This is a genomic window from Ruegeria sp. C10, assembly GCF_056537805.1.
The window spans coordinates 80063-87272 of sequence record NZ_JBQFSC010000008.1; the positions used below are offsets into that span (position 1 = coordinate 80063).

7 protein-coding genes are annotated in these 7210 nt (G+C 51.0%); 6 read left to right on the forward strand and 1 reads right to left on the reverse strand.

Features of this window, described 5'->3' with window-relative positions; all coding sequences use genetic code 11:
* The first annotated feature begins 1 nt into the window (after position 1).
* From ACR0DE_RS21155 to ACR0DE_RS21175, 5 genes are all read left to right on the forward strand, one after another.
* A complete protein-coding gene (locus tag ACR0DE_RS21155) occupies positions 2-985 on the forward strand; it encodes a ParB/RepB/Spo0J family partition protein (protein WP_480537314.1) in 984 nt (327 codons plus the stop codon).
* Positions 986-1406: 421 nt separating this feature from the next.
* Positions 1407-2549 (forward strand): dTDP-4-amino-4,6-dideoxygalactose transaminase, encoded by a 1143-nt coding sequence (gene rffA, locus ACR0DE_RS21160; protein WP_170567826.1) that lies wholly within the window; start codon positions 1407-1409, stop codon positions 2547-2549.
* Positions 2546-3538, forward strand: a complete 993-nt coding sequence (locus tag ACR0DE_RS21165; RefSeq protein WP_480755189.1) for a glycosyltransferase family 2 protein — start codon at positions 2546-2548, stop codon at positions 3536-3538. The genes rffA and ACR0DE_RS21165 overlap by 4 nt, the downstream gene beginning before the upstream one ends.
* Positions 3531-3917, forward strand: coding sequence for a GtrA family protein (locus tag ACR0DE_RS21170; protein ID WP_170598660.1), 387 nt, complete (start codon positions 3531-3533; stop codon positions 3915-3917). Before ACR0DE_RS21165 ends, ACR0DE_RS21170 begins: the two co-directional genes overlap by 8 nt.
* Positions 3898-4767 (forward strand): acyltransferase, encoded by an 870-nt coding sequence (locus ACR0DE_RS21175; protein ID WP_170399746.1) that lies wholly within the window; start codon positions 3898-3900, stop codon positions 4765-4767. The genes ACR0DE_RS21170 and ACR0DE_RS21175 overlap by 20 nt, the downstream gene beginning before the upstream one ends.
* Here ACR0DE_RS21175 and ACR0DE_RS21180 read toward each other — a convergent pair.
* Positions 4760-6328, reverse strand: coding sequence for a hypothetical protein (locus ACR0DE_RS21180; protein WP_480437956.1), 1569 nt, complete (start codon positions 6326-6328; stop codon positions 4760-4762). The two genes, ACR0DE_RS21175 and ACR0DE_RS21180, sit on opposite strands and share 8 nt — an antisense overlap.
* Positions 6329-7025: 697 nt before the next feature.
* Here ACR0DE_RS21180 and ACR0DE_RS21185 point away from each other — a divergent pair.
* Positions 7026-7210 (forward strand): hypothetical protein (locus tag ACR0DE_RS21185; RefSeq protein ID WP_480459937.1); only part of this gene is annotated, 185 nt, incomplete at its 3' end.

Consider the following 7210-nt stretch of genomic DNA (forward strand, 5'->3'; position numbering starts at 1 on the left):
CATGGCCAAACGCAGACGATTGGAACCGGCCAACCCTGAGAATGTGTCTCCGGCACAGGAGATCAGGACCCATGGAGCGGCCCTTGGCGCACCCGGACGTGCGCCGATCGCCCATGTGACGCGCGAGGCCGCAGGGCAGGGTGCTTTTGAAGAGGTTGCTGAGGCGATGCGCGCTGCCCGCGAAGAGGGGCGCTTGATCCAGTCTCTGCCAGTGGATGACATCAAGGTGGATCATCTGCTGCGCGACCGGATCGTGTTGGACCCTGATGAAATGGCGGCCCTTCAGGCTAGCCTGGCGGCGCGTGGGCAGCAAACACCCATTGAAGTCGTGGCGCTGCCGGATGGCGGATATGGCCTGATCTCGGGTCTGCGCCGGCTGGAAGCGCTAAAAGCTCTAAAGCAGGGCTCTGTGCTGGCGCTGATCCGGGCTCCAGAGAGCGCCGATGCCGCTTATGTCGCGATGGTCGAAGAAAACGAGATCCGCGCCAACCTGTCGTTCTACGAACGCGCCCGTGTGGCCTCGGAGGCCGCACGCATCGGCGTCTATGCTTCAGGGGAAGCTGCCGTCCAAGGACTCTTTGCCCATGCCAGCGCGTCTAAGCGGTCCAAAATCCTTGCGTTCATGCGTCTGCACAACGCTCTGGGCACACATCTGCGCTTCCCGGCGGCCATCCCCGAGAAACTCGGACTCGCCCTGGTCAAAACCATCGAAACAACGCCAGGGTTCGGAAAACGCCTCACTGACAGTTTGCGCAAGACACCGGCCGTGGACTCGATATCCGAACGCCGCGCGCTGGAACGCGCGCTGGCGAAAGTGTCAAACGGGCAGGGCGTGCGCTCTGCGCAAACTAAAACGCGCGGTGAAGAAGTTGCCAAAGGGGTTTACCTGGAAGCCAAACGAGGGCGGATCGTGTTGCAAGGGCAGGGGCTGGACGCTGGACTGGTGGAAGATCTGCGTAAGTGGCTCGCTAAACGGCGTGCCTAACACATTTTCAGAAAATGCGTGGCGCGCACCAACACTAGAGGAGCATTTGAGACGTTTCAGCCCAAAGGGTCTCGAAGTGCTTATGTTTCCACAGCTCAGCATACAATTTCCCTTATTTACAGTCTGATAGAACGTTCGCTTTCGCATGCGAAAAAAGAATCTAGCTCCAAACGAGATCCTTGTATCTGAAGTGTGTTCGTCGACAACATGAAGGCAGCCCTAAGCAATGCCGAGAATGGCTTCGTCGAAATTTCCACATCAATACAATGTTGTCGGAATTTAGTGCCTAGCCATGAGCTACGAAAAACAAGGTTTGGATGGACGAGCTATCAACGGTAAACAGAGGCCAATGCAAAAGACATTCACTTTGCGTAGTATTGTAATAAAGTTACTATCTGAAAACAATTTTTAGAAGATAAAGATGAACGAAATAGATGTCCCATTCAACAAACCGAGTCTTGTTGGAAATGAAATAAAATATGTCCGGGATGCCGTGCGACGGGGGCAATTGGCTGGTGACGGAACATACACTGAGCGCTGTTGTAATTTGCTCAAGGCGCAGTTGGGTGCGCCAAGTGTACTACTAACACATTCTTGTACGGCTGCACTTGAAATGGCGGCGATGCTTTGTGATTTGGCGCCAGGAGATGAGGTCATAATGCCCTCTTTCACCTTTGTCTCAACAGCCAATGCGGTTGTCCTGCGCGGTGCCACGCCTGTGTTTGTAGATATTGATGTGTCGACCCTCTGCATGGCCCCCGATGCAGTTGAAGCGGCAATCACAGAGAAGACGCGGGCTATCTTTGCAGTGCATTATGCTGGGTTTCCGGCGGACATAGAGCGTCTCGTTATGTTAGCAAAGGCTCATGATCTGTTTTTGGTTGAAGATGCTGCCCAAGCGCTTGGGTCAACCTATAATGGTCAGCAAGCAGGGACTTTCGGTGACGCTGCCACCTTCAGTTTTCATGAGACCAAGAACGTCATCAGTGGCGAAGGAGGTGCGTTGGTTATCAATCGTCCAGACTGGGTGGAGCGTGCCGAGATTATCCGAGAAAAGGGGACCAACCGGTCGCAGTTCTTTCGCGGTGCTGTCGACAAATATACTTGGGTGGATGTTGGGTCTTCCTATCTGCCGGGAGAATTAATAGCGGCCTTTTTGCTCGCGCAAATAGAAACGCAGGACGCCATCCGAACGCGGCGATTATCGGTCTTTGACACTTATTTCGAGGCATTTGAGGCGCAGGTGGCGCAAAGACAGATCAGATTGCCCGATACGCCTCTAAATTGCGAAGGCAACGGGCATATGTTTTATCTTTTGATGGACTCGCTGAACACGCGGACTGAGTTCATCAATTTTATGAGGCAGAATGGCGTGATCACGCCTTTTCACTACGTGCCACTGCACAGCTCGCCAGGGGGACAGAAATTTGGCCGTACATCAGGTGACTTACGTGTTACCAATATGATTTCGGACACTTTGGTTCGTTTGCCGATGTTCTTTGACCTTGGAAGCGACGTAGAGACGGTGATTGAGGTCGCGAATAGGGCGCTCGAAAATACATGACGAATAGCATTCAAACAGCCCATGATGCGCCGGCGACGTTGATCAGTGTCATCTCTCCAATATATGGATGCCGTAGTACGCTGACAGAGCTTGCCAAGCGCGTAGAGATGGCTTTCCAAGATGAATGTCTTGATTGGGAACTTGTGCTCGTTGATGATCGCGGCCCAGATCAACCTTGGCCGGTGATAGAAGAGCTGTCTGCAAAAGATCCACGTATCCGAGGTATCAGGTTGGCGCGCAATCATGGACAACACCTCGCGATCTGGGCGGGGCTGGAAGCTGCGCGCGGTGATTTCATCGTTGTGATTGACTGCGATTTGCAGGATGATCCCAGTGTTATCCCAGAGCTTTATCGTCTTGTGCAGCAAGATGATGTGGAAGCCGTTATTGTGGATCGGGGCACATGGTCGGACTCAAAGCTCCGGCGGATGGCATCAAACTCTTTCTATGCGCTCGTAAAGTGGCTCGCCGGGGTCAAGATCGACAATATCGGCAACTTCGGTATCTACAGCCGCCGTATGGTCAACACATTATTGCTGTTTACCGAGCAAGAGATTTTCTTGCCCATTATGGTGAGCCTCACAGGGTACCCAACGACAAAACATCAAGTCGACCGGGGTACCCGCCATGAGGGTTCCAGTTCTTATAATTTTCTCCGGCTTTTGCGCCTAGCTGTTGCGATTGTGATCCGGTTCTCTGACCGCCCTCTGAAACTGAGTGTGCTGTTGGGCGGTGCCCTAAGCGGAATGTCTGCGTTGATTTCCTTTGTCTTGCTTATGATGTGGCTGGCGGGAAGCTTCACAGTCCAGGGTTGGACCAGTACCATCTTGTCAATCTGGTTCTTATCAGGGCTGATCTTGGCCACTCTGGGAATACATGGGTTTTATCTGGGTCGTGTTTTCCGAGAGGTGCAAGGGCGCCCTCGCATCTTGATCCAGGAGACCACGGATCTTGAAGAGACTGCACTGTCTCGTGCGCGGGATGTGTGACACTGTGATCCCAAGGAGCCTTTACCGATACGGTCTTGTGGGAATAGGCTCAAATCTGGTGGTATATTGTGTTTTCGTTGTCTTGATCTGGGGCGCAGTTCCGCCCGTTTGGGCCGCTGCAATATGCTACGTATTTGGTTTGGGCATAAGCTATTTGGCCAATCGACGCTGGTCCTTTGAAAGTACCGCAGGCCACCGATCTGATTTGGTCCGTTTTCTTCTGGCCTATGGTGTTGGCTTTGTCGCTACGCTTGGATTTATCTTTGTATTGACACAGTTTCTAAGGCCCGAGGTTGCTCAGTTTCTCAACATTGGCCTAACGGCTGCAGTGATTTATAGTTGTTTAAGGCTCTTTGGGTTTGGCAAAGCAAAGTTCTAAAACTATTTCCAAGGCTGCCACGCCAGTTAACTTACAGGTGCGGGAAACAAAAAAGATCATGCTCTATACACAGAAAAACGCAGAGACACAGATCGATATTGGTAAGCAGACACGAATTGGGGAGAATGTCACTTTCGGCCCGAGCTGCAAAACCATCTCAATTGGATTTGGCTGTTTCCTGGGCCGTGATTTATACATCGATGTCGAGCACCTAACTATTGGGGATTACACAACTATCCACCATGGAGGTATCATCCATGGTATCGAAACCAGTATAGGCCACAATTGCTGGTTCGGTCATTATTGTATCATCGACTCTTTGGGTGGTCTCACGCGAATTGGGAACAACGTGGGGGCTGGGGCGCACTCGCAACTTTGGAGCCATATGAAATTTGGCGATATGCTAGCAGGTTGTCGATGGAATTCATCTGGTTCGCTTATATTGGAAGATGATGTTTGGCTCGTCGGACATTCAATTACGGGGCCCATTAAAGCTGCTAAACGCTCAATGCTGATGACCGGTAGTGTTGCTGTCAAAGATCTGGAAGAAAACCATATCTATTCCGGTTCCCCTGCCAAAGATATAACTGCCCATTTAGGACTGCAATTTGATGATCCTGATTTGGAGCAGAGGCAAAAGAATTTCGCTTCTCTTAAAGCGCAATACGCTAAAGAGACGGGCCTCAGTGTCGAGGCTTTCCTGGATGTTTCAAGTTTTGATCCGGTTACCGCAAACGTGACGCAGTTTAACTTGATGGAGAGAACTTACCGTCCTCGCTATACACAGGATGAGTACGGCTTCATGCGCTTCCTGCTCTATGATCGTGCAAAATTTGTACCAGTTAATTAGAGCCTTTTGCGCAATTGGTAAGCGCAAGCCTTTGGTGTGCATATACCTCCCAATAATTAGAAATGGTGCACACAGTGAATTTATCTGTCATTTTTGATCTGAGGATTGAGGTGGCTCCGAATGCTTCGCCACGTGCAAGAAGAATAATGTCGATATCGTCGCTCAACGCGCGATCTGGGCCGAGCTCCGGCGCGCTAGCCCGTTGCCACAGCGGGTAACCGGCAACGGGCTTGGCCAGAAGTGCGTGTTCAAAAGTAATGCCAGAATCTGCAACGACACCCCATTGAGATGGCTCACCTAATGCGCGCAAAGCGGTGATGCCGTCCGCAAGCATTTCATATTGGGTAGGACCGCTCGATTCCCCTTGCTGCTCCGGTACACTCAAATACCGCGCATAGGGTCCATGTTCGATCAGGCGTTCCGATTTTCGCGAATATCCCTCCGCCGCAGCGCCAAGCATATTCGCCACATGTGGCGTGGCAAAAGCCAGGATGAGGATGACCGAGATATATCGAATAACGGGTTCGTGTTCGGCAGAGTGTTTCCGGGCGAGTTCCGCGCATCCAATGCACAAAGCGATGAAAGTAGGCAGGGCCAACTGGCCGAGAGATCCATTGCCGCCCATGGTTGCGGTCATGCCGACGACTGTCCCTGCAAGAATAATAGCTGATGCGACTGGCACTCGTATTGTTGCGTCTTTGACACAAAGGGCAACGGCAAACAAAGTCGCGCAAAGGGCAACCGGTTGGTAAAGTGGGATTTGTACACTTTTCCTTATGAGCCCCATAATGCCGTTGCTCTCGCCCACATGAGCGAGGGCATAATCCAATGAGCCAAAGAAGCGCTGAAGGTTGGGGTCAAACACAAGTACAAACAGCCCCAATCCAATTAGCGCACCGCCTGCTGCAAACCAACGCCGCATGATCAACAGCGCAATGAAAAGACCGGGCAGAACGAGCACAAACGTGGATTTCGTCAAGCAGACAGCGCCCACCAACATGCCAGAAACACCGCCCCCAAACACCTCACGGCGTTTACGATCGTTTTTGAAGAATACAAACAACGTCACAACAAACATCGCAGCTTGCGCAAAACGATTATAAAAAAAGGAATGCGTTGAGATTACCCGGATAACCTGGTCATTAAACTCCAGTGGATATCGTGTCAGCAATAGAGTGAGAATGACTAATGCCACGCCAGAGAAACCAAGTGGCGACATATGAGTTCTCGAAAACAGAAATGCACATGCGATGAGTGCGCAACCTAAGAAAATACTATGTAGGTAAAACACTGAAGCATGAGTCCCGAACACATACATTGTCCAGCTAAGTGTTTCGGATATGAAGCCGCCGTAAAAGTGGCCAAAGTCAATAACGGGCCGAAGCCCTTCTAAAATACGCCAGGCCGCTCCAAGTATGAAAAACGTGTCAGCAAAGTGGTCTGTGTCATAAAATATCCCGACGAAAAATGAGAATACAGCGATCAGAGAGATCAAAAGAATGAGTGAGCAATTTATGACAAGAAGAAAACGGTCGAAAGAGCACCTAAATTTTAAAGTCACTTTTTAAGCCTTTGATTTTCGTTTGTATTTGTAACGTAGAGAGTGCAGCTTGTTAATCTTGTCCTGTGACCTAAAGTAGGCTGAGGAGCAAAGTCCACAGAAGGGCTTTTGGGTCTGGCCGCTACCTTTTGATCAGTTCCGCAGGAGTGATCCATTTAGATTTCTGATACGTGACCGGGATCAAGTTCACTCCGTTTCGGGGTAAGACTTCATGGGATCTTTCAGGTTTGATTCAATTGGACCGTAAATTCACCGGGCGTCAAGTTTCCGGCGCAATGGCCTTTCCAGTCACTGCTCCGTGCCCGGCATCACGCCTTGGTGGACCCGAGCCTAAACCCACTTGGCGAACGAGCCCCGACTCCCGTCCTAGGCGGCTGTTAAATGCCTGCAGATATCCGCTGATCAGCAGAATGCTGCCGACCGAAGCCCAGAACGCTTGGTCAGTAAAGAATGTCTGAATCCGACGTGCTAGGGAGAATCTCAATACCACTCACAAAGTTGGGCGCCGCCTCCGGGGCCTTTCGCAAAAAAAACACAAACAAGGCCCGAAAATGACCAACTGGTTGTAAACAAAAACCATGTTGCCAATAGGATTGTAATGAGTTCAGAACCCACAGTTCTCACTTCTTTAATTGTGACGCCTTTACGCAACTAGGAATCGTGCCACTCACTCTGACCTAGTCATTGGATCACCTATATGCCTGCATCTCAAAATCCTTCGTCTTCGCGTCTGGCAGCCTTGGAAGGCTTCCGCATGGCCTTCTTCGCGCTTGATTTCATGCCCAAGAGTTTGTCGCAGATTGATTTTTCTGCTGCAGCGGATGAAACGACGCTCACCAATGCACTGAACTACGATGGGAGCACTCAGATCTGGGAGGGCGG

Coding starts and splice junctions, on each gene's coding strand:
- ACR0DE_RS21155 (WP_480537314.1), top strand. CDS start 2: ATGGCCAAACGCAGACGATTGGAACCGGCCAACCCTGAGAATGTGTCT.
- rffA (WP_170567826.1), top strand. CDS start 1,407: ATGAACGAAATAGATGTCCCATTCAACAAACCGAGTCTTGTTGGAAAT.
- ACR0DE_RS21165 (WP_480755189.1), top strand. CDS start 2,546: ATGACGAATAGCATTCAAACAGCCCATGATGCGCCGGCGACGTTGATC.
- ACR0DE_RS21170 (WP_170598660.1), top strand. CDS start 3,531: ATGTGTGACACTGTGATCCCAAGGAGCCTTTACCGATACGGTCTTGTG.